The organism is Catenuloplanes indicus, from assembly GCF_030813715.1.
Classification (GTDB): domain Bacteria; phylum Actinomycetota; class Actinomycetes; order Mycobacteriales; family Micromonosporaceae; genus Catenuloplanes; species Catenuloplanes indicus.
Map to the genome: position 1 here is coordinate 1,048,406 of NZ_JAUSUZ010000001.1, position 21,746 is coordinate 1,070,151.

The following is a 21,746-nucleotide window of genomic DNA, read 5'->3' on the forward strand; positions in this document are numbered from 1 at the left end:
GAGGCGTCGCCGTGGCACGGCACGCTGCTCATCGCGCTCGCCGCGCTGCTCGGCCGGGGTGCCCACCGCTGGCAGCGGTCCGGCCGGCCGGACACGCTCACGTCACCGGCGCGAACGCGGCCAGCGCGAAGTCCGTGTCCCGGCCGGCGCAGGCGACCGCGTGACCGCCGCCGAGGTTGACGGCCGGGACCGGCACGTGCAGCCGGGAGCGGAGCACCGCGGCGAACGCCATCGCCTCCCGCAGGCACGCCTCGAACACCCGGAAGCGGCTGAGCTGATGCCCGATTGCGCAGTCCAGGCCGGCCAGCACCAGGGTGGGGGCGTCCACGACCGCGCGGGCGGCGGCGAGCGCGGACGAGGAGCCCAGCCGCACGCCGTACCGGCGGCGGCGCGGGTCCGCGGTGGACGGCAGAACGCGCAGATGCACGCGCTGGCCGGCCGGTGCACGGCCCGCGATCGCGGCGACCTCGGCGGCCGAACCGGCCACGACCGCGGCGCCGCAGGCGAACGCGGCCTCGAGCGGGGTCAGCGACGTGGTGCCGCCGCCGCACAGCACGAGACGCCCGGCCGGGAAGCCGGCCAGCAGCGCGGTACGCAGCGCGTCTGCCGAACCGGCGTAGCAGCCCCGCTCCGGCCATCCACCGGCCGCTGCCGGCGGTCAGTCCCGCCTTCGCGCTGTCCCGTTGACGCTTTCCGCAATAAGCGGAGGGGTTGCCGCAAGATCTGGCGCGGATCGCGCTCCGGGCGTGGGGATATCGGTCCCGGACAGCCGATCGGCTGCCGCTTTTCGCACAGGAGGAACGGCATGAGCGGCAAGACCCGCATAGCCCTGGTCACCGGTGGGTCCGGTGGCATCGGCCGGGTGGTGGCCACCCGGCTCGCCGCGGACGGCATGACCGTCGTGGTGCACTACGCCGGGAACCCGGCGCCCGCGGAGGAGGTGGCCAAGGAGATCGCCGGCGCCGGCGGCTCGGCCGTGACGCTCCAGGCCGACGTCACCGAGCCGGAGCGGGTACGGGAGCTGTTCGACGCGGTCGAGCAGCAGTTCGGCGGCGTGGACGTGGTGGTCAACACGGCCGGCGTCATGATCCTCAAGCCGGTGACCGAGCTGGACGTCGACGACCTCGACCGGATGCTGCGGCTCAACGTACGCGGCGCGTTCCTGGTCAGCCAGGAGGCGGCCCGGCGGCTGCGCGCCGGCGGTGCACTGATCAATTTCGCGACGACGGTCCGGAAGCTGGCGCTGCCGACCTACGCCGGGTACGCCGCCAGTAAGGCCGCGGTCGAGGCGCTGACCCCGATCCTGGCCAAGGAACTGCGCGGCCGGGACGTCACGGTCAACGCGGTCGCGCCTGGCCCGACCGCCACGCCGTTCTTCTTCAAGGGCAAGCCGCAGGAGGTCATCGACCAGATGTCCAAGGCCGCGCCGCTGGAGCGGCTGGGCGAGCCCGCCGACGCCGCCGAGGCCGTCGCGTTCCTGGCCGGGCCGGCCCGCTGGGTCAACGGCCAGACCGTCTTCGTCAACGGAGGAGTCATCTGATGAGCAGGACCGTCATCGTCACCGGCGCGTCGAGCGGATTCGGCGCGATGATCACCCGGGCGCTGGCCGGCGCGGGCCACGTCGTCTACGCCGGTATGCGGGAGACCACCGGACGCAACGCGCCGGCCGTGGCCGAGCTGGCCGAGTGGTCGGGCGCGCACGGCGTACCGGCGCAGGCAATTGACCTTGATGTGTCCGACCAGGCGTCGGTCGACGCCGCGGTCGCGCGGGTCGTGGCGGAGCGGGGCGGCGTCGACGTGGTCGTGCACAACGCCGGGCACATGACGCTCGGACCGGTCGAGGCGTTCACCGTGGAGCAGATCGCCGCGATCTACGACACCAACGTGCTGTCCACCCAGCGGGTCAACCGCGCGGTCCTGCCGCACATGCGCCGGCAGCGCGACGGCCTGCTGGTGTGGATCGGCTCGTCCAGCGCGCGCGGCGGCACGCCCCCGTGGCTCGGCCCGTACTTCGCCGCGAAGGCGGCCGAGGACTCGCTCGCGGTCAGCATCGCGGCCGAGGTCGCGCGGTTCGGGATCGACTCGACGATCGTGGTGCCGGGCTCGTTCACCACCGGCACGAACCACTACGCGCACGCCGGTCACCCGGGCGACGAGACGACCGCCAAGGAGTACGACCAGCTGTACGGCGACATGGACGCCCTGCTGGCGCGGCAGGCCGGGCTGTCACCGGCGGACGCGGACCCGGGCGAGGTGGCCCGGCAGGTCGCCGCGCTGGTGGACCTGCCGAAGGGCCGGCGCCCGTTCCGGGTCTACATCGACCCGGCGCAGGACGGCGCCGAGGAGGTCTTCCGCGTCGGCGACCGCATCCGCCGCGACTTCTACCGCACGCTCGGCTTCGAGGACCTGCTCCGCCCGGCGACCTGAGCGCACGCCGGCTTCGGGGCTCCCCGGTGTCCCCGAAGCCGGCCGGCGGCGTCACGCGGTCTTCGGGGACCAGTGCGGGTCGCGGCCGGCGAACGCGACGAGCCGGTCCAGCACCGGCGCGTCCGGCGCGACCGGGAACTCCGGGCCGAACGCCATGCCCGGCCCGCGCCACTCCGGCTTGATCACCTGGCGGTAGAACGCGAGCGCGTGCTCGCAGGTGCCGTCGTCCGGCTGCCAGCGCTGCCCGGTGGCGCGGGCCAGGTCCCAGCCGTGCGTGACCGCCTCGATGAGCAGCATGTCCACCACCGTGGCGCCGGGGAACGAGCCGCCCAGGTGCGGCACGTGCACGATCGTCGTCGATACACCGGCGTCCAGGGCGGAGCGCAGCGTGGCCGACAGCCGCGGTATGACGGCGTCCAGATCGTCCGGCCCGGCGTAACCGTGCGGGTCGGCGCCCCGCTCCTCGGCGTCCGGGTCGCGGAACGCGGACTCGAAATAGGACAGGCCGCCGGTGAGGTGCCGCCGGACCGCCCACACGTCGAAGTCGCCGGCCGGCGTCGGCAGCGTGAGCTGCTCCGGCGTGTTTCCGGCCGCCACCCGCGCCAGATCGTCGAGAATGCGAAGAATCATGGCGCAATCCTACTCAAATGCATCGTAATCACTCTCTTCGATCGGCAGGTGCACCGCGGATCGCCGCTCCCCGTCGTGGAAGACCGCCCGCTCCCCCGCGCGCATGCCGACCGCGGCGCCGAGCGGCTCGCCGGTGCCCGGGTTGCGCGCCCAGCGCGGGTGGGCGCCGCCGCTGACCTGCACTCGCACCCGGTGACCGGCGCGGAACACGTGCCCGATCGGCCACATCCGGACCGTGACCGGGTGGACGCCGTCGCCCTCCACCCGGGTGAGTCCGTCGCACACGTTGCGGGACACCCCGGCCGGGTCGACGTCGCAGATCCGGACGAACACGTCGTGGTACGGCACGGAGCTGCTCTGCCAGATCTCCGCGGACGGCGTGCCGATCGCGGTGACGTCGCGGTCCAGCGGCGCGCTGGTGTAGGTGAGCACGTCCGGCCGCGCCTCCAGCTCACGGTTGTCCTTCACCCCGGCCCGGCTCTCCACCAGCAGCGGCCCGCCGAGCGACGGGGTCGGGTCGGCCGGGTCGTACCGGAACGTGTCCGGCGGCCCGGCCGGCGCCGGCACGGTCGCCAGCCCGCGGTCCGGCTGGAGGTAGAACGCGGTGTCCCGGGTCCGCGGCGGCCACCTGTCGCGGCGCCCGTCCGCGCCGGTCAGCGTGATGTCGACCCGCCCGTCCGGCACGGCCGCGGGATCGAGCAGGTGCTTGACCATGAACGGTACGCCGACGCGCAGCGCGGCCGCGAACACGCCGGGCGCGCTGTGCGTCCACGGACCGATCGTCAGGCTCGGCCGGCGGCCGGCGCGGCGCAGCGCCTCGAAGTCCGCGAGCTGGCCGGGCAGAAAGATGTCCTGCCAGGCGGCCACCATCGCCACCGGTACGGTCAGGCCGGCCAGCCGTTCGCCGAAGTCCCGGCCCCGCCAGTAGTCCGCGCCGGCCGCGTGCTCGGTCAGCCACTCCTGGTAGAACGGCACGGTCCGGCCGGTCGCCACCCGGTCCGCCGCCGCCAGCGGCAGGTGCCCGAACCCGGCCGCCAGCCGGGGCTGGCCGCGCACCAGTTCGACCCGCCGGGGCAGCCACGGTACGGTCTGCGTCTCCATCAGCTCCGCCCAGGTCAGCACCGTGTCCAGGGAGAACGACTCGCCCGCGTAGATCAGGTCACGGATGCCGGCGGTGGAGACCGCCACGACCACCGCGGCCAGCTCGGGAATCTCCTCCGTGGCCAGCGCCCAGGTCGCCATCCCCTGATAGCTGGCGCCGACCAGCCCGAGACGTCCGGCGTACCAGGGTTGCCGGCGCAGCCAGTCCAGCGTGTCCAGCCCGTCGGCGCGCTCGTGGGCCAGCGGCTCGAAGCGGCCGCCGGACCCGTTCGTGCCCCGGCAGAACTGCACCAGCACGTGCAGACCGCGCTCGGCCAGCAGCCGGCCGATCAGCCCGGTCACCGCGTCCCGCCCGTACGGCGTGCGCATCAGCACCGCCGGTGCCCGGTGGCCCGGCGAGTAGTGGTCGGTCCGCAGGATCACGCCGTCCCGGGCACGCACGGACAGGTCCCGCCGCACCACGATCCGCCGCCCGGTCGCGCGCGGCAGCCGGAGCGCCATCGCCACCGCCGCCGCCATGGACTCGCCGATCAACGACCGCTCCCGGTGCGGGCCGCCCGGCAGATGCGGACGATCTCGTCCGGTGCGCTGAGGTACGAGGAGTGGCTGGTGGGCAGCGAGGTGACGGTCGTGCACCGGCTCGCGAACAGCGACCGCAACGCCGGCATGATCGACAGGTCGGCCGTGCCGTCCACGTAGGCCGACGGCGTGCCGGTCCACGCGGCCCGGCGTGCCTCCGCCCCGAAGATGGCCGGCGACTCCGGCCGGAGCAGGGCCACGGCACGCCGGGTGTCGTCCTCGGTGCAGTCCGCGTACAGGCCGGCCCGCGCGCCCCGCGGCTCCAGGCTGAGCCGCCCGTCCGGCTCCGGCGTGGTCGGCAGCAGCACCGGCGGCGCACCGGTCTCCGCGACCGCCTTCTCGATCAGGCGCTGCGGGGTCTCCCCCACGTCCAGCACCCACGCGTGCAGGAAGACGAAGGCCCCGACCCGGTCGAGGTGGCCGGCGGTCACGCCGCCGAACGAATGCGCCAGCACCAGCGGCGGCTCCGTCGCGGCGTCGACCAGGGCCTGCGCCGTCCCGGTCGCCTCGGCCGGCGGCAGCCCACCGATGTCGGGTACGTGCACGGTGTCGCCACCGGCGCGCAGCCGCGCGGCAAGTCCGTCGTAGTGGGCCGGCTGATGCCAGGCCCCGTGCAGGATGATGACGTCGCTCATGGGTGGTGCCCGTTCTCTCGTGCTGTCGGAGGGGTGCGCAAGCAGGTCCGCGGCGGGTCTAGAACACCCGCAGCTCCAGGATCGAGTACCCGTAGCCACCGTTGCGGGCGGTGCCGAGGACCCGGACGTAACGGGCGGCCGCGCCGGCCGTCGGTATCGTCACCTCGCCGCCGGTCGCGGCGGAGTCGGTGTGGACGGTGCGCCAGGAGCTGCCGTCGGTGGAGACGTCCACGTGGTAGGCGGTCGCGTGGGCACTCTGCCAGAGGATGTTCACCGTGGTGAGCGACCAGGTGTCACCGAGGTCGACGGTGAGCCACTGCGGGTCGGCGAAGGCGCTGCTCCACCGCGTGGTCGCGTCGCCGTCGACGGCCAGGCCGGCGCCCCAGCGGCCGTCCTCCACACTGGACGCAGTCGCGGGCCGGCCGAGCGCCAGGTTCGCCCCGGCCGGATTCGGCTTGCCGGCCGGGGCCGGGGCGGACGGCGGCGGGCCGTGCCGGCGGGAGCAGTCGGGGCAGGGGCACCGGTGACGGCGCCGGACGCGGGTGCGGCAGACGATGGACCGATGGCGGCCGGGGACGGCGTGCCGGCCGGGGGTGTGCCGCCGGGCGAACCGGCCGACGGTGCGGGCGCCGGCGGGCCGAGCGTGACCACGGTGCCCTGCTCCGGCACCGGGGTGGCCCGCGGCGCGGTCGTGGTCCCCTCGCCGGGAATCCGGGTGCCCAGCACGACCGCCCCGATCCCGACGACGCCGGCCAGCACGAGCGGGACGAGCCACGGCCGGAACCGCGCGCCGGTACGCGGTGCGGGAGCCTCGGCCGGCCCGGTGTGCGCCGGTGACCCGGCGGGGTCCTCGTCGACGGGGCCCGCGCCGGTGAGACTCGCGTCGGCGGGTTCCGGGCCGGGCGGCGCGAAGACCGGCTCGGGTTCCGGGGGGTCCGCGAGGGCGTCGCGGTGGAGCGGTCGTGGCTCACCGACGTGACCGGCGGCCGCCGGCCCGGCGGCGGGCGGCGCGAACAGCGCCTCCGCGGGCGGCGCGTCCCATGACGGGTTCGCGCCCGAGGGCGAGGGGTCCGCGGCCACGGGGTACGACGACAGCCCGGTCAGCGCGACCGCGCGCTGCACCGTGGGTCGCGCCGCACCGCCGTCCGCGGGACGCGGCCGCTGTGCGCCGCCGGCCTGCGGACCCCGGCGGTAGGCACCGCTGTCGGCCGCTTCCCGGGGACCGGTGCCACCGGCCCCGTGCACGGCTGGGCTGCGGTCGTCGTCCGTACCCGTACCGTGGTCAGGGTTTGCCATGGTCTTCTTTCTCCCGCCCGGTGGACCCGGGGACAGCGGCGACGCGGAACACCGTCTCAGCGGTCCGTCCGGCCGGCGGCGGTCAGCGGGCGGAGGTCCTCCCCGGCCGGCAGCCGGGAAACGACGAACCGTCGACCGATCACGCCGCTGATGCCCCTCCGCCGAACCCCGCCTCGGTACGAGGCGGCCGAACCCGACAGTGATATCAGCCGGACCGCCGGCGCAGGCCCGCGAGCCGCGGCAGGGTCAATGTCGGTGGACTTCCCCCACCGGGCCGATCGGCTTGCCGCCGTGCGGCCTGTTCGCGCCGCCGGACACCGGTAGGTCGTCGTGGCGACCGACGCGGCTGGAGGAATTGGGCGTGCAGTTCCCGGGCCTCGCACCAGTCGGTGTCGCCGGTGTCCGGCTCGGTCACTCCACTGTCGATCCCGGTGAAGTCGCCGCTCATGACGTGTTCCCTTTCGACGGCGTTTCAGTGCTGAGAGAAATATGCCGCACCGGGGTATTCATACGGCATCCCGGAAACGTGCCGATACTACCTGTCCACGTCCGCCGGACGCATTCTTCCGCCGGCGGAAGAAACGTCGGACAGCTTGTCCGCACGACAGCGCTATGACGCGGAACGGCCCTCGTACAGCCGCAGATAGAGCCGGTAGGCGTCGTCCTTGGCCGCGCCGATGTCGTCCGGCTCGACGAGATCGTGCGGCAGGCCGGCCTCGGCCGGGAACTCGTGCGTGGCCAGCGACAGGCCGCGCGCCTGCGCGACGGCCCGCGGTATCGACACGGCCCGCCCCAGGCCGATCAGCGAGTCGTTGACGCTGGTCACCACCGCGATAGAGGCCAGGTTGCCGCCGGTACGGCCGACGTCGAGCGTCTCGGTGAGCCGCACGTACTGGGCGAGCGCGGTGAACGACATGTTCTTCTCGTCGACCCGGTCGGGCAGCACCCGCAGGCCGTACAGCACCGCCAGCGGCCGGATCAGGATCGGCGCGGCCCGGTCCGGGCCCGGCCGGTAGAACGGCGAGATCACCAGTAGCCGGCGCACGTCGTCCGGCCGCTCGGTGACCAGCCGGGTCGTCAGCATGCCGCCACCGGACAGGCCCACCACGCCGGCCTCCGCGCCGAGCGCGCCGGCCACGTCGAGCGCGTCGGAGGCGTACGTGGCGAGGTCCTGCGCGCGCAGCCCGCCCAACGCGGTGCGGTCGGCGTACCCGTGCCGGGGTGCCAGCGGCACGTACACGTTGTATCCCTGGTCGTGGAACGTCCTCGCCAGCTCGGCGAACTGCGCCGGGCAGGCGGTGAACCCGTACAGCAGGAGCACCGACCGCGCCGCCGGACGGACCTCGTGGATCAGCGACAGCGACCGGCACTCCGGCAGGATCCCCGGGTCGGCCGCGTCCGCCGCGATCTTCCCGTCGATCCTGGCGCGCGCGTCGGCGAAGGTGAGCCGCTGCCCGGCCGGGTGCAGGTCGCCGCCGTCGAGCGGCCAGGTGAGGACCGCGACCACCGCCAGCAGGACGGCCACCAGAAGAATGGCGATCGCGCTACCCAGGATGCGAAATAGCCGGGTGATTCGAAGACTCATCAGGAAACAGCTCCGCTGAGTAGGGATGAAGGCAGAGCCTCGTCATGTTCAGGTACGGAATGTCGGCGACCCGTCAGGGGCCGCGCGAACCGCGGCACCATTCTCACCCTGGGCACCGTCGCCGCATACCGAAACCATTACCTAAATTGGGCATAGGCAACTCGTGCCCAGCATTTCCGGACGCGACGAACCCGCACGGCCGTCAGCCGGTCCGGAACTCGCCGGTCAGCACCGCGGCGGCCAGCTCCACCCGGGAGCGGTGACCGGTGCGCAGGAACAACCGGGACAGGCGGCCCTCGATGCCCTTCTCGGTGCTCCGCGTGGCGGCGGCGGGCTGGCGGTCGGTGAGCCCGTCCGCGACCAGCGCGGCCAGCAGCCGGTCGCTGTCGGCCAGCGTCTCGGCCCGTCCCGGGGCGGGCAGGCCGTGCTCGCGCATCGCCCGCAGGACGCGGAACCGGAGCGGACTGACGCGAGGTAGCCGTCGGATGCACCCGGCGTATTTAGGCACCAATTGCCGACGCCGCTCGTCCCGGCACGGCAGACGATGGCGGTTGATTCGCCACCCGACTGCCCTAGGTTCGGACTCCCTGATGCACGACGACCGGCTGACCGCCACCGACGACGACCCGGCGTGCGAGGACGCACGGCTGCGTTCCCTCTACGAGGAGCACCGGCCGTGGCTGCACCGGCGGCTGATGCGGCTGCTCAACGGTGACCGGCACCTGGTGGAGGACGTGCTCCAGGAGACCGCGGTACGTGCCTGGCGGCACCCTGACGCCCGTGGCCCGGACGGCACCTGGCGGTCGCAATGGCTCTACACCGTGGCCCGGAATCTGGCTTTCGACCATATCCGCGCCCTACGGCGGGCCTCGGCGGCGCGGGAGGCCGGCGCCGGGGAGCCGACGCGGTACGACGCGATCGACCGCATGATGACCAGCTGGCAGGTCCGCGACGCGGTCGCGCAGCTGCCGGACCGGCTGCGTGCCGTGCTGATTGAGGTGTACCTGCTGGACCGGCCCATGCAGGAGACCGCGGACCGGCTCGGCGTGCCGCTCGGCACGGTCAAGTCCCGTCTGTACTACGCGCTGCGCGCGCTTCGCGCGTCGCTGGCCGAGCCGCACCAGGAGCGTGCCGCCCGGGGCCGGCGCGCGGTCACTCCTGGAGCAGCCCGGCGTGATCCTTGAGCTGACGGCGCGAGGTGAGGCCGAGTTTGCGGAAGATGTTGCGCAGGTGCGCGTCGACGGTCCGTTTGCTGATGTACAGCTGGCCGGCCACCTCACGCGACGTGGCACCGGCGGCGACCAGCCGGGCGACCGCGAGTTCCTGCATGGTCAGCTGCTCGTACGGCTCCTCCAGCCGGGGCCGGACCGGTTCGCCGAGCCGGGACAGCCCGTCGGCGGCCCGCTGGGCGAATCCCTCGTGGCCGGACCGGGACAGCAGGTGGTGCGCGGTGCGCAGCTGCTCGCGGCATTCGTCATGGCGTCCCGCGCGGCACAGCCACTCCCCGTACAGCAGATGCGCCCGGCCCAGCGGTGAGACCAGTCCGCCGTCGGTGAGCAGCTCGATCGCGTCCCGGAATTGGTGCTCGTCGCCGGTGACCAGCCCGCGGGCGTACGCGGCGATGCCCAGGCCGGCGGCGGTGCCGCTGGCCTCGGTGCGTGCGGTCAGCGACGCCAGCGCCGTAGCCGCGGTGTCCGGCTCGCCGCAGTTGACGGCCGCCTCGACGAGTTCCGGCAGGGCCGGGCCGGTGAGGATGATGCCGCCGTTCTCGACCGCCTTCCGCGCCGCGGCCAGCGCCGCCGGGTAGTCGGCCAGCCCGTTGTGCAGGGTCGCGGTCGCGGTGTCCAGATTCGTGATCCGCCCCGGCCCCTGCACGGCCACGGCGGCCCGCACCAGCCGCGCGAACTCGTCGCGCCGGCCGCGGATCGCGGCCAGGTACAGCCGGTGGTTCAGCAGGGACGGGACACCGGCCGCGTCGGCGACCGCGACCTCCTCGGCGGACGCGGCGATCGCGCGCCCGATGTCGCCCTCGGTCACGGCGCCGCCGGCCTCCTGTGCCAAGCCCAGCTGCAGCACCGACGGCGATCCCGACTGCCGGCCGCGTTTGACCAGCCATTCGGTGATCTCGCGGTACGCGTCCTGGTCCCACAGCTCGAAGGCGATCAGCGACGCCAGCGCCGGGCGCCTGGTCCAGTACGGCTCGTCGCCGTCGAAGAGCGTGCGGCGCAGCAGCGGCGTCGCGGCCGGGAAGCCGCGGTCGACCAGGGCGATCAGTGCGTCGAGCAGGTCCGGCGCGGCCGACGGCGGCGCGAGCCGGGCCGCGGCCACCACCCGGTGGATGATGTCGCCGCCCTGGCCGGCGAACAGGCTCATCTCCACCGCGTCCACGAAGGCGTGCCGGGCCTGCTCCGCGTCGATGGCGGCAAGCCGGCGCGCGGCCCGGGTCATCAGTTCCGGGCCGCGGCCGTCCCGGTACAGCGTGAAGGCCGCGCGGCCCTGGAGCAGCTCGACGTGGGCCTGCTGCTGTTCGTCCAGCGCGGCGTGCTCCAGCGTGTTCAGCAGGTTCATCGCCGCCTCGGTCAGGCCCGCGTCCAGGTGCGCCTGGCCGGCGGCCAGCGTCCGGTCGATCCGGCGCCCGGGATGCGCCGACAGTTCCACCGCGCGTTCCAGGAACGCGGCCGCCGCCGCGACGCCGCCACGGGCCTGGGCGCGCGAGGCGCACCACTCCAGTTCGGCCGCGACCCAGTCGTCCGGCCCGGTGACGGACTGCGCGTGGTGCCAGGCCCGCCGGTCCGGCGCGATCTCCGGGTCGGTGGCCGCGGCCAGCGCGCCGTGCACGGCCTGGCGGTCGGCCGGGGTGGCGGCGCGGTACACCGCCGACCGGGCCAGCGGGTGGCAGAAGCGGATGCGCAGCCCGAAGTCGGCGAGCCCGGTCGCGGAGACCTCGGCACCGGCCGCGGTCACGTCGATGTCGAGCAGGCGGGCCGTCTCCCAGAGCAGGCCGGGATCGCCGGTCGGGTCCGCACTCGCGGCGGTGAGCAGCAGGCGGGCCGGTGCGGACAGCCCGGCCAGCCTGGCCCGGTACCCGTGCTCGACGCGGGCCGGCACCGACGAGGCGTCCGGCGGTGCGAAGCCACCGGCCCGGGGCAGTTCGAGCAGCGCGAGCGGATTGCCCTGCGCCTCGGCGACCAGCCGGTCGCGCACCTGGTCGTCGAGCGGGAACGGGCGGTGCGCGGCGAGCAACGCGCGGGCGTCCTCGTCGGGGAGGCCGCGGACCAGAAGACCAGGCAATTTTTCGAAGCTGTCCGGCTCCTGCCCGGAGCGCACCGCGAACAGCATGCCGATCGGATCCGCCGTGATCCGCCGGGCGAGAAACATCATGATCTTCGACGACGCCTCGTCCAGCCACGCAGCGTCGTCGATCAGGCACAGCAGCGGCCGGCGCCGGGCCGCGGCCGCCAGGAGCCCGAGCGCGGCCATGCCGACCTGGAACGGATCCGGCGTGCCGCCGGCGAGACCGAAGGCCGACCGCAGCGCGTCGCGGTGCCGGGGCGGCAGGTCGTCCAGGTCGGGCAGCAGTGGCAGACACAGCTGGTGCAGTCCGGCGTAGGGCAGTTCCTGCTCGAACTCCGAGCCGGACGCGCGCACGGTCTGCGTGCCCGGCACCGCGTCCGCGGCGTAAGCCAGCAGCGCGCTCTTGCCGATGCCCGCCTCACCGCGGAGGACGAGCGCGCCGCCACGGCCCGCCAGCACGTCCCGGATCAGCTCGTCGAGCTGGCGCTCCTCGTCGCGCCGGCCGACCAGGTAGTGATCATGAGAGAGGAACGTCGGCATGACAGGAACAGTAATTGGCCCACGTCTCAGGGACGCAACGCGTCGCGCCGCGGATGAAATAGACCGTGATTGACTCGTCACGCTGCGCACCACACACCTCGTCGTAGGCAGTTTTGGCCTAGGCAGACGATCCAAAAGATAGGTGATCGGCGCGGTGCGAGAAAGCCCCGCTGCCGACCCTCGTCCTACCGTTCCTCGGCGTCGTCATCACGCTGGTGCGCGGGTTCTCCTGGGGCGTGCTGTTCACACCGGTCGGCCAGCCCGACTCGTCCTACCTGTTCCACTACGGCACGCTGTTCATCGAGGGCGCCGCGTACGTTCTGGTGGGCTTCGCGGCCTGGGTGCACGCGCGCCGGTTCCTCCAGCCCCGTCGCTTCGGGCTGCCCCACCGCCGCGCCGGATACGTCAACGGCCTGGCCGCCACCGCGAAGCTCTACGTCTGGGTCATCGTGCTGCTGGTGATCGGCGCGCTCTACGAGGCGTACACCGTGATCCACTTCATCGCCTGAGCTACGGCGCCCCGCCGGCGTGGTGGGCACGACCGTGCGGCGGACCAGCCCGGCGGTCTCGAGCTGCTGCAGTGCGGACACTCAGCATGCGCGCGGAGATGCCGGCGACCGAGGCCGCGATCTCGGTGAACCGCTCCGTGCCGCGGGCCAGCGCGATCAGGATGCCGGGCGACCACCGCTGCCCGACGACCTCCAGGGCCCGGCTGGCGCGGCGGCACTCGGCCTCGCCACTGTGGATCCACTGCATCCTCGATCCAGTCACTTACTGATCGCAAGTGGGTTACCGGTCGTTTGTCGCCTGCGATCCGCCCCAGCGAGCATGACGTCATGCCCGACTATGGTCACGAGCTGCGCTTCGGCAGCTTCGTCACGCCCGTCAACGCCGCGCCGCAGCACGCGGCCGGCCTCTCGGTCCTGAGCGAGGACCTGGGACTGGACGTGGTCACGTTCCAGGACCATCCGTACCAGGCCGGTTTCCTGGACACCTGGACGCTGCTGACCTGGGTGGCCGCGCGCACGTCCCGGATCCACGTCGCCGGCAACGTGCTGAACCTGCCGCTGCGCCCGCCGGCCGTACTCGCCAGGGCCGTGGCGAGTTTGGACCTGCTCAGCGGCGGCCGGGCCGTGCTCGGGCTCGGCGCGGGCGGGTTACCGGACGCGGTCGCTGCGATGGGCGGCCCGCGCCGCACCATCGGCCAGGCGGTGAGCGCGCTGGACGAGGCGCTCGACGTGATCCGCGGCATCTGGGCCGGCGACGACCCCGGGCCGCTGCGCGTGGACGGCCGGTTCTACCGGGTCGACGGACTGCGGCGCGGCCCGTCCCCGGCGCACCACGTCCCGATCTGGCTGGGTGCGTACAAGCCGCGGATGCAGCGGATCATCGGGGCGAAGGCGGACGGCTGGCTGCCGAGCTCGCCCGCGCTCGAGGCCGGCGATCTCGCGCGCGGCAACCGGGTCATCGACGCGGCAGCGACCGCGGCGGGCCGTGATCCCAAGGACATCACCCGCCTGCTGAACGTCACGCCCGCGGACACCGCCGCCGACCTCGCCCGCGCTGCCGCCGAGGACGGCGTGAGCGTGTTCATCCTGGCCGCCGACGATCCGGACACGTTGCAGCGATTCGCCACGACCATGGCCGCGGAGATCCGGGAACGCGTCGCCGAGGCCCGCGCGGGCGCCGGCACCGCACGCCGGACCGTCGTCTTCGGCGGCGAGCAGGTGCCGGCCACGCTGGCGGCGCGGGCGCTGACACCGGTCGACCGCGGGCACCACCGCCACACCGCCGGCTACTTCCGCGCCGCGCGCCCGGGCCTGGTGCTGCGCCCGCGGACGATCGCCGAGGTGCAGGACGCCGTCCGGTACGCCGCCCGGCACCGCGACGTCCCGCTGGGCCTGCTCAGCGGCGGGCACGGGCTGTCCGGACGGTCGCTCAACAACGGCGGCATCGTGCTCGCGCTCGACGCGTTCACCGACATCACTCCGTTGGACGACCGCCGCGTCCGGCTCGGTCCCGGTGCCCGGTGGGGCGAGGTCGCGCGCCGGCTCGCCCCGCACCGGCTCGCGATCACCGCCGGCGACCACGGTGGCGTGGGCGTCGGCGGGCTGGCGACCACCGGCGGCATCGGCTGGTTCGTCCGGCAGCACGGACTGACCATCGACCACCTTCGCGCGGTCGAGGTCGTGACCGCCGGCGGCGAGCTGGTCCGCGCCAGTGCCGAGGAGAATCCCGGCCTGTTCTGGGCGATGCGCGGCGCCGGCGCGAACTTCGGCGTCGCGGTCTCCTTCGAGATCGACGCGCACCCGGTGCCGGACCGGGTGGGCTTCGCGATGCTGACGTTCGTCCCGGACGACGTCGCGGCGTTCCTGCACCGCTGGGGACGCGCGATCGAGCGCGCGCACCCGAGCGTCACCGGCACGCTGATGGCAGGTCCGGCGCCGCGGGGTCTGCCGGCCGTGATGCAGGCGCTGGTCGTCGTCGGCTCCGACGATCAGGACGAGGTCGTCCAGCGGCTGACCCCGCTGCTGGGCCTGGCGCCGCTCGCCGACCGGTCGGTCCGGCTCGTGCCGTACCACGCGCTGCTCACCGGCGCTCCGGAAGGCCCGGCGCCGCACGGCCGACACGAGCCGGTCTCGCACGCCGGGCTCGTGCGCCACCTCACCCGCGGCACCGGCGAGGCGATCGCCGGCCTGCTCGCCTCGGACGGCCGGTTCGCGCTCTCCATCCGGTCGGCCGGCGGTGCGGTCGCCGACACCGCCGCGGACGCCACCGCGTACGCGTGGCGCGACGCCAACTTCCTGATCGCCGCGCTCGGCGGCGGCACGCCCGGCTACGACGACGCGTGGCGGCGCCTCGCCACCGGCTTCGAGGGCACCTATCTCAGCTTCGAGACCGACACCGGCCCGGACGCGCTCGCCCGCGCCTTCCCGCCCGCGCACCTGCACCGGCTCCGCGGCCTGAAGCGCGAGTGGGACCCGGCCGGCCTGTTCCGCGACAACTTCGCGATCACCCCGGTCCCCTGACACGCGACCGGCATGCGGCGTCCACAGGGCCGGCCGCACCCTCGCGAGCCGGTCCACCCGGGACCCACCGCGCTGTCGGTGACGCGGACCGCCCCCGGCGGACGCGGACGCCGCCGTGACCGTACCGGCGCAGGGCTTGGCGGAGATGCGAGATCTGTACGGCAGGGCGCTCGCCGCCGGCCTGGTGGTGGCCGCCGCACGCCCGGCGTGCACGGCACGCACGCCTCGATGCACGGCGCGGCCGCACGGCCCGCGCAGCGCGGCCGGGGGCACAGGGCGCGCTGCTCACGGCCCGGCTGCGGGAGGCGGCGCGGCGCGGGTGCACGGCCGCGTTCGCGGGGACCCGGATCCCGGCCGGCGGGCAACGGAACCCGTCGTACGAGAGTTTCACGCTTTCCCACGAGCGTCCCCGCCGGCGCCGGCGGGCCTGACCGGTCCGCTGATTCAGGATCGCGCCCGGAACGGCGCGAGCGTGGCGCGGATCGTCTCGGCGACGCCCCAGTCGTCGTCGAACTGGGCCAGGACCGCGAGGTGCTGCCGCAGCTGGATGATCGGCATACGGGCCGGCCAGCCGTCGTCGAGGCCGGTCAGCTCGGCGTAGACGTCGAAGAACCGGGCCGCCTCCGGCGGTGGTGCCGTGGTCCACAGGTGGGCCAGGTCGACCTCGGCCCAGGTGTAGGACACCGCCGGGTCGATCACCGCCGCCCGCCCGTCCGCGGTGGCCAGCACGTTCTGCGTCCACAGGTCGCCGTGCGTCAGGCAGGCCGGCCGGTCCGGCAGCAGCTCGGGGAGCCGCGCGCAGAGCCGTTCCAGCGCGGCCCGGTCCGCGGGCGCGAGCGCGGCCGCGACGCGGGGCTCGGGAAGCCAGCGGAGCAGCCGGTGCTCGGCGAAGAACGCGAAGCCGTCGCCGGTCCAGGTGTTGATCTGCCGGCGGCGGCCCAGCCAGTTGTCGTGGTGCCATCCGAAACGCGGGTGGACGTTGCCCGTGTGCAGGTGGGCGAGCGCGTGGGCGAACCCTTCCCAGAACGCGGCGGTACCCGGCCGTGGCCGCAGCAACGACAGCACGAGCAGCTCGTGGTTCGCCGCGATCACCTCGGGCGTCGCCGGCCCACCGGCCGCCCGCAGCGCGGCCAGCCCTTCGGCCTCCGCGACGAAGGCGTCATCGTCCAGCGCTTCGGCGAAGGTCTTGACGAAGACCGGCGGCGCGGACGCGCGGTGCGCTATGCCGGCGATCGCGGCGAGTCCGCCGGTCGCCGGCTCCACGGTGACGACGTCGCGGATGCCGGCCCGGGTCAGCCGCTCCGTCAGCAGAGCCGTCCGGGACATCGGCGGCAACCTCCTCCACGTCGGAACCAGCCTATCGGCTCGTCAACCCTTGAAGACATAGAAAAACATCTATACGTTGTACGCACCGCGCCGTGCGCGGTGGCTGCATCCGTCGATGTTAGCGCTCACACGGCGCGGGCCGCCCTTCCACCCCCGGAGCGTCCTATGTCATCCGCGCACCTCAGCCGTCGTCAGGTCCTGCACCTCGCGGGCGCCGGCGCGATCGCCTCGGCCACCGGCGCCGCCACCTCCGCCACACCGGCCTCGGCCGCACCGGCGGCCGAGCTGCCGCCCGTGCGCGCGGACATCGGCGTCGGCGCGTACCCGTTCCCGCTCGGCCAGGTGCGCCTCACCGCGGGCCGCTTCCTGGACAACCAGAACCGGACACTCACCTACCTGCGCGCGGTCGACACCGAACGGCTGCTGTACGTCTTCCGCGCCAACCACCGCCTGTCCACCGGCGGCGCGGCCGCGAACGGCGGCTGGGACGCACCGGCGTTCCCGTTCCGGTCGCACGTGCAGGGCCACTTCCTGACCGCCTGGGCACAGGCGTGGGCGGTCCTCGGCGACACGACCTGCCGCGACAAGGCCCTCCACATGGTCGCGGAGCTGGCCCGGTGCCAGGCCAACAACGCGGCCGCCGGGTTCGGCGCCGGATACCTGTCCGGCTTCCCGGAGTCCGACATCACCGCGGTGGAGAACCGCACGCTGACCAACGGCAACGTCCCGTACTACTGCATCCACAAGACCCTCGCCGGCCTGCTCGACGTGTGGCGGTACGTCGGCAGCGACCAGGCCCGCACCGTGCTGCTCGCGCTGGCCGGCTGGGTCGACACCCGCACCGCGCGGCTGAGCACCGGCCAGATGCAGGCCATGCTCGGCACCGAGTTCGGTGGCATGAACGCGGTCCTGGCCGACCTCTACCAGCAGACCGGCGACCAGCGGTGGCTCACGGTCGCGCAGCGCTTCGACCACCAGACCGTGTTCGACCCGCTCGCCGCCGGGCAGGACCGGCTCAACGGCCTGCACGCGAACACGCAGGTGCCGAAGTGGATCGGCGCGGCCCGGGAGTACAAGGCGACCGGCACCACGCGCTACCGCGACATCGCGGCCAACGCCTGGACCATCACGGTCGGCGCGCACACGTACGCGATCGGTGGCAACAGCCAGGCCGAGCACTTCCGCGCGCCGCACGCGATCGCCGGCTACCTCACGAACGACACCTGCGAGCAGTGCAACACCTACAACATGCTCGACCTCACCCGGGAGCTGTGGCTGCTGGACCCGGGCCGCGCCGCGTACTTCGACTACTACGAGAACGCGCTGCTCAACCACCTGATCGGCGCGCAGAACCCGGCCAGCGCGCACGGCCACGTCACCTATTTCACGCCGCTGCGGCCCGGCGGCCGGCGCGGCGTCGGCCCGGCCTGGGGCGGCGGCACGTGGAGCACCGACTACGACAGCTTCTGGTGCTGCCAGGGCACCGGCATCGAGACCAACACCAAGCTGATGGACTCGATCTACTTCTTCAACGGTACGACGCTGACGGTCAACCTGTTCGTGCCGTCCGTGCTCACCTGGTCGCAGCGCGGCATCACGGTCACCCAGGCCACCGGATATCCGGCGAGCGACACCACCACGCTCACGCTCGGCGGCACGATGAGCGGCTCGTGGAGCATCCGGGTCCGGATCCCGGCGTGGACGTCCGGCGCCACGATCAGCGTGAACGGTGCCGCGCAGAACGTCAGCACCACGCCCGGGTCGTACGCCGCCGTCACCCGCACCTGGGCGCCCGGCGACACCGTCACCGTCCGGCTGCCGATGCGCGTCATCATGAAGGCGGCCGACGACAACCCGGCCGTGCAGGCCGTCACGTACGGGCCCGCCGTGCTCTGCGGCAACTACGGCAACACCGCGCTCACCGCGCTGCCGTCATTGACCGTCGCGTCGATCACCCGGACCGGCACCGGCAGCCTCGCGTTCACCGCCACCGCGAACGGGCAGCGCGTCGATCTCGGCCCGTTCCACGACGCGCACGGCTTCAACTACACCGTCTACTGGAACACCGCAACCGCCGGGACGGCCACGTACAAGCTGGTCAACGCGGCTTCCGGCCTGGTCCTCGGCGTCCAGGACATGTCCACCGCGGACGGCGGGCTCGCCGTCGTCTGGGGCGACACCGGAACCGCGGACCACCGGTGGGTACGGGTGGCCGACGGCGACGCGGTGCGCTTCCGCAACATGCACAGCGGCAAGGTGCTCGGCGTGGAGAACATGTCCACCGCCGACAACGCCCGCATCCTGCAGTGGGGCGACACCGGCACCGCGGATCACCGCTGGACGCTGCTCGACAACGGCGACGGCACCTACCGCATCCGCAACGTGCACAGCGGCAAACTCCTCGGCGTCCTCAACGCCTCCGCCTCCTGGGGCGCACAGGTCGTGCAGGACTCCGACAACGGCAGCGCCGACAACCGCTGGCGGCTCCAGCCCGTGTAGCCACCCACCCGTAGAAGGAGACACACCTCATGCACACCGGACGAAGACTCGCCGCGACCGCACTCGCCGCCGCGCTCACCGTGATCGGCCTGGCGGCACCGGCCGCCGCCGCCGAGTCGAACGGCGGCACCCGGGTGATGCCGCTGGGCGACTCCATCACCGAGGGCACGCAGGTGCCCGGCGGCTACCGGATCGGCCTGTGGCAACGGCTGGCCGGCGCGGGCTACCGCGTCGACCTGGTCGGCACGCAGTACAACGGGCCGGCCGCGCTGGGCGACCACGACCACGAGGGGCACCCCGGCTGGCGGATCGACCAGATCGACGCCAACATCGGAGGCTGGCTGAGCGCCACCACGCCGCGCACCGTCCTGCTGCACATCGGCACCAACGACATCCTGCAGAACTACAACGTCCCCGGCGCGCCGAACCGGCTCTCCGCGCTGATCGACCGCATCACCGCGAGCGCGCCCACCGCGGACGTGTTCGTCGCGACCATCATCCCGCTGGCCAACCAGAACCAGGCGGCGGCCGCACGCACGTTCAACGCCGCGCTGCCCGGCATCGTGCAGGCGAAGGTGAACGCCGGCAAGCGCGTGCACCTCGTCGACATGCACGCCGCGCTCACCACCGCCGACCTGATCGACGGCATCCACCCCACCGCCGGCGGCTACGACAAGATGGCCGCCACCTGGTACGCCGCGCTGCGCGCGGTCCCCGGCACCATCGGCGAGCCGGGCAGCGGTGGCGGGCAGACGCTGGTCGGTGCGGCGTCCGGCCGCTGCCTGGACGTGCCGAACGGTAACACCGCGAACGGCACGCAGCCGATCGTCTGGGACTGCGGTGGTGCGGCGAACCAGCGCTGGACGGCCGACGGGCGGACGCTGCGCGCGCTCGGCAAGTGTCTCGACTCCCCCACCGGCGCCGCCTCCGGCGCGAGGGCGCAGATCTGGGACTGCCACGGGGGTACGAACCAGCAGTGGACGCTCGGCACCGACGGCACCGTCCGGGGTGTCCAGTCCGGGTTGTGCCTGGAGGCGGGCGGCACCGCGAACGGCAGCGCGGTCGTCCTGCGCACCTGCACCGGCGCGGCGAACCAGCGCTGGTCGCGTACCTGACCGGGTCGTCCCGCGGGTCCCGGCCCGCCGCCGTGCCGCCCCGGCCGAGGCGGCACGGCGGGCACGCAGCCGCCGCACCAGCGGTGCGGCGCCGCCGGCCAGGGCGGACAGGGCCAGGCAGGCGAGCAGGCCGAGCAGCGGGTTCTGGAGGAAGGCGGCGCCGCCGAGCACGCCGAGTCCGGCGTGGTAGGCGGCCCAGGCCAGCGCCGCGAGCGCGGACGCCGGGGTGAACCGGGACAGCGGCAGCCGTGTCGTGCCGGACGCGATGTTCGTCGTCACCCGGCCGCCCGGCACGAACCGGGAGATCAGGATGACTCGGCCGGCCCGGCGCTCCAGCTGCCGGCCGCCGGCGTCGACCGCGGCGCTGATCCGCGGGAACCGGCCGAGCAGCCGAGGGCCGAATGCGCTGCGGCTCAGCCCGTAGACGAGATGGTCGCCGACGGTCACGCCGGCCGCGGACGCCAGCACGACCAGCAGCAGCACCGGCGTACCGGTGCGGGAGAACAGGCCGGCCGTGATCAGCGCGGCCTCGGACGGGATGACCGGCACGACGCCGTCCGCGGCACCGAGCGCGACCAGCAGCGGGTACAGCAGCGGTGCCGTCATCACCGGGCTGATCAGGCCGATCAGGTCCGTCTGCCACAGGCTCTCGATGTCCACCGCCGCCGGCTCCCCTCGTCGTTCTCGCGTCACCGACGCTATGCGCCGGCCCGGGCGGGCTCGATGGAGCAGGCACCCGGATCGGCGGTAGGGCCAGCCCCCGCACCGGCGGTCAGTTCCATGGCCACAGCCGGCCGTACCAGGGGACGTGCACGGTCACCGGGTCCGGGCACGGTGTCGCCGGCGGTGCTGCGGAGCCCGCGCCGGGGGCCGCCGTGGCGGTCGGGCACGGTGTCGGCGACGGCGCCGCGGGCCGCTGCGGCCCGGGCCGGATGACGTGGCCGGGCAGCAGCACGGCCACCACCGGCGCCACCGCGGCGACGGCCAGGAGCCCGGGGAGCGCGCGGACGAACGGCCGGTGCCGTCTCGCCGTCAGCGTGGGTGGTGCGGCCGCGCAGGTCGTCCGCGGTGACCCGGCCGGCGCGGGCGGCGAGCGCGGCACGGAGGCGGGCTTCGACGTCGTCCGTCGTCACGGCGTCCTCCGGAGCGTGTCGCGCAGGATGGTGAGGGCGCGGCTGGCCGTCGACGACCTGGCGTTGCCGCGCGGTGAGGTGGGGACGGGTTGGAAACGGTCTCCGCAGGGCACAGATGGGCGGTGCCCGACCTCCGTACGTCCCCGCCGCCACCCGATGCCGAACTCCTGCGCAGCTGGGAGCTGACCAGCCCGGCCCACCTGCGCACGCTCCGCGCCGACCTCGTCGCGGCCATCCACGAATGCGCTCCGGACCTCGACGGCGACCTGGACGAGGTACCGGAGCGGGTGATCCTGGTCGCGACCGAGCTGGCGACGAACGCGCTGAAGCACGGGCTGCCGCCGACCACGGTACGGCTGCTGCGTGCCGGTGGGCGGTTCGTCCTCGACGTGGCCGACCACGACCTGACCCAGTTCCCGGAGCTGGCCGACACCCGGCCGGTCAACGCGGGCGGCCGCGGCCTGCACCTGGCCCTGGCGTTCTCCCTTGAGGTCGGCTGGTACGCGACCGCCGAGACCAAACACATCTGGGCCACGTTCCCCGCGACCCCCTGAGCC

The 21,746-nt window shown here is 74.0% G+C and carries 18 protein-coding genes and 2 pseudogenes; 8 read left to right on the plus strand and 12 right to left on the minus strand.

Features of this window, described 5'->3' with window-relative positions; translation table 11 throughout:
* Positions 1-97: 97 nt before the first annotated feature.
* A pseudogene (locus J2S42_RS05020) lies at positions 98-601 on the minus strand (hypothetical protein); the annotation flags it as partial.
* 204 nt (positions 602-805) lie between these two features.
* On the opposite strand from J2S42_RS05020, the gene J2S42_RS05025 reads away from it, so the two are divergent.
* Together J2S42_RS05025 and J2S42_RS05030 are read left to right on the plus strand one after the other, a co-directional pair.
* Positions 806-1,540, plus strand: coding sequence for an SDR family oxidoreductase (locus tag J2S42_RS05025; protein WP_307235667.1), 735 nt, complete (start codon positions 806-808; stop codon positions 1,538-1,540).
* Complete coding sequence (locus J2S42_RS05030) at positions 1,540-2,427, plus strand: SDR family oxidoreductase (RefSeq protein ID WP_307235669.1); 888 nt, start codon at positions 1,540-1,542, stop codon at positions 2,425-2,427. Before J2S42_RS05025 ends, J2S42_RS05030 begins: the two co-directional genes overlap by 1 nt.
* A gap of 51 nt (positions 2,428-2,478) precedes the next feature.
* Here J2S42_RS05030 and J2S42_RS05035 read toward each other — a convergent pair whose 3' ends face one another.
* The 6 genes from J2S42_RS05035 to J2S42_RS05060 form a co-directional block, all read right to left on the minus strand.
* The gene (locus tag J2S42_RS05035; RefSeq protein WP_307235671.1) at positions 2,479-3,057 is read right to left on the minus strand and encodes a TIGR03086 family metal-binding protein; all 579 of its coding nucleotides are present in this window, start codon (positions 3,055-3,057) and stop codon (positions 2,479-2,481) included.
* Between the two features lie 9 nt (positions 3,058-3,066).
* Positions 3,067-4,677: a CocE/NonD family hydrolase gene (locus J2S42_RS05040; protein WP_307248626.1), complete on the minus strand. Its 1,611-nt coding sequence runs from the start codon at positions 4,675-4,677 to the stop codon at positions 3,067-3,069.
* 11 nt (positions 4,678-4,688) lie between these two features.
* The gene (locus tag J2S42_RS05045) at positions 4,689-5,372 is read right to left on the minus strand and encodes an alpha/beta hydrolase (RefSeq protein WP_307235673.1); all 684 of its coding nucleotides are present in this window, start codon (positions 5,370-5,372) and stop codon (positions 4,689-4,691) included.
* Positions 5,373-5,430: 58 nt separating this feature from the next.
* A complete protein-coding gene (locus tag J2S42_RS05050; RefSeq protein ID WP_307235675.1) occupies positions 5,431-6,147 on the minus strand; it encodes a discoidin domain-containing protein in 717 nt (238 codons plus the stop codon).
* A gap of 1,131 nt (positions 6,148-7,278) precedes the next feature.
* A complete protein-coding gene (locus J2S42_RS05055) occupies positions 7,279-8,253 on the minus strand; it encodes an alpha/beta hydrolase (protein ID WP_307235677.1) in 975 nt (324 codons plus the stop codon).
* Positions 8,254-8,455: 202 nt separating this feature from the next.
* Positions 8,456-8,689 (minus strand): helix-turn-helix domain-containing protein, encoded by a 234-nt coding sequence (locus tag J2S42_RS05060; RefSeq protein WP_307235679.1) that lies wholly within the window; start codon positions 8,687-8,689, stop codon positions 8,456-8,458.
* Positions 8,690-8,843: 154 nt separating this feature from the next.
* Between J2S42_RS05060 and J2S42_RS05065 the strand changes: the two genes are divergently transcribed.
* A complete protein-coding gene (locus J2S42_RS05065) occupies positions 8,844-9,437 on the plus strand; it encodes a sigma-70 family RNA polymerase sigma factor (protein ID WP_307235681.1) in 594 nt (197 codons plus the stop codon).
* Here the strand turns inward: J2S42_RS05065 and J2S42_RS05070 are convergent.
* Positions 9,406-12,087 carry an AAA family ATPase gene (locus J2S42_RS05070; protein WP_307235683.1) on the minus strand — a complete coding sequence of 894 codons (2,682 nt, stop codon included), beginning with the start codon at positions 12,085-12,087 and terminating at the stop codon, positions 9,406-9,408. The two genes, J2S42_RS05065 and J2S42_RS05070, sit on opposite strands and share 32 nt — an antisense overlap.
* Positions 12,088-12,302: 215 nt before the next feature.
* Between J2S42_RS05070 and J2S42_RS05075 the strand changes: the two genes are divergently transcribed.
* The gene (locus tag J2S42_RS05075) at positions 12,303-12,596 is read left to right on the plus strand and encodes a hypothetical protein (RefSeq protein ID WP_307235685.1); all 294 of its coding nucleotides are present in this window, start codon (positions 12,303-12,305) and stop codon (positions 12,594-12,596) included.
* 1 nt (position 12,597) lies between these two features.
* Here the strand turns inward: J2S42_RS05075 and J2S42_RS05080 are convergent, their stop codons facing one another.
* Positions 12,598-12,843 carry a winged helix-turn-helix transcriptional regulator gene (locus J2S42_RS05080; protein ID WP_307235687.1) on the minus strand — a complete coding sequence of 82 codons (246 nt, stop codon included), beginning with the start codon at positions 12,841-12,843 and terminating at the stop codon, positions 12,598-12,600.
* A gap of 80 nt (positions 12,844-12,923) precedes the next feature.
* Between J2S42_RS05080 and J2S42_RS05085 the strand changes: the two genes are divergently transcribed.
* Positions 12,924-15,116 carry an LLM class flavin-dependent oxidoreductase gene (locus J2S42_RS05085; protein ID WP_307235689.1) on the plus strand — a complete coding sequence of 731 codons (2,193 nt, stop codon included), beginning with the start codon at positions 12,924-12,926 and terminating at the stop codon, positions 15,114-15,116.
* Between the two features lie 444 nt (positions 15,117-15,560).
* On the opposite strand, the gene J2S42_RS05090 is transcribed toward J2S42_RS05085, so the two are convergent.
* The gene (locus J2S42_RS05090) at positions 15,561-16,442 is read right to left on the minus strand and encodes a fructosamine kinase family protein (protein WP_307235691.1); all 882 of its coding nucleotides are present in this window, start codon (positions 16,440-16,442) and stop codon (positions 15,561-15,563) included.
* Between the two features lie 165 nt (positions 16,443-16,607).
* Between J2S42_RS05090 and J2S42_RS05095 the strand changes: the two genes are divergently transcribed.
* Positions 16,608-18,941, plus strand: a complete 2,334-nt coding sequence (locus tag J2S42_RS05095; protein WP_307235693.1) for a beta-L-arabinofuranosidase domain-containing protein — start codon at positions 16,608-16,610, stop codon at positions 18,939-18,941.
* A 29-nt stretch (positions 18,942-18,970) separates the two neighbouring features.
* Positions 18,971-20,056, plus strand: coding sequence for a ricin-type beta-trefoil lectin domain protein (locus J2S42_RS05100; RefSeq protein WP_307235695.1), 1,086 nt, complete (start codon positions 18,971-18,973; stop codon positions 20,054-20,056).
* Positions 20,057-20,239: 183 nt separating this feature from the next.
* On the opposite strand, the pseudogene J2S42_RS41880 reads toward J2S42_RS05100, so the two are convergent.
* Positions 20,240-20,662 (minus strand): annotated as a pseudogene (locus J2S42_RS41880) (DedA family protein); the annotation flags it as partial.
* Between the two features lie 166 nt (positions 20,663-20,828).
* Entirely contained in the window at positions 20,829-21,158 is a 330-nt protein-coding gene (locus J2S42_RS05105) for a hypothetical protein (protein ID WP_307235696.1), read from the minus strand.
* Positions 21,159-21,311: 153 nt separating this feature from the next.
* Between J2S42_RS05105 and J2S42_RS05110 the strand changes: the two genes are divergently transcribed.
* Complete coding sequence (locus tag J2S42_RS05110) at positions 21,312-21,743, plus strand: ATP-binding protein (RefSeq protein WP_307235698.1); 432 nt, start codon at positions 21,312-21,314, stop codon at positions 21,741-21,743.
* Positions 21,744-21,746 lie beyond the last annotated feature (3 nt).